The sequence below is a fragment of the Mesorhizobium sp. M3A.F.Ca.ET.175.01.1.1 genome (genome assembly GCF_004791945.1).
Taxonomy (GTDB): domain Bacteria; phylum Pseudomonadota; class Alphaproteobacteria; order Rhizobiales; family Rhizobiaceae; genus Mesorhizobium.
This window is the reverse complement of record NZ_SRTP01000183.1, coordinates 1-345: the sequence shown is the minus strand read 5'-3', so window position 1 is coordinate 345 and position 345 is coordinate 1. Positions and strand designations below refer to the sequence as shown.

Here is a 345-nt window from a genome sequence, read left to right as displayed (position 1 = left end):
CCGATGCCCGCCGTCACCGACGAAAAGGTCGCGGCAATTCCCGAAAAGTTCGGACGCCAACTGGCTCCGATGATCATTCGCGGCGGGGTCGTCGGCGGCGCTTTCGCAACGCCCGCGGCGACCGCGGCGGCCAAGCCCCAGACCCCCGCGGCAAGCGCGCCGGCCGACGGCACTTCGCCGGCAACGCCCGCCAACGGCCCCGCGCCGGCTTCGAACAGCAACGGCAAAGCCGCCAGCCAGCCGGGCGCGACGGCGACCGCGCAGGCTGGAGCGCAGCCACAGGCGCAGCGGCAGACCACCACTCCGCCGCCGCGCGTCGGCAAGGCGATGTAGTTCACATTGAAC

The 345-nt window shown here is 72.5% G+C and carries 1 pseudogene; it reads left to right on the top strand.

Annotated features, from left to right (window positions below):
• A pseudogene (locus tag EN818_RS33095) lies at positions 1-333 on the top strand (hypothetical protein); the annotation flags it as partial.
• Positions 334-345 lie beyond the last annotated feature (12 nt).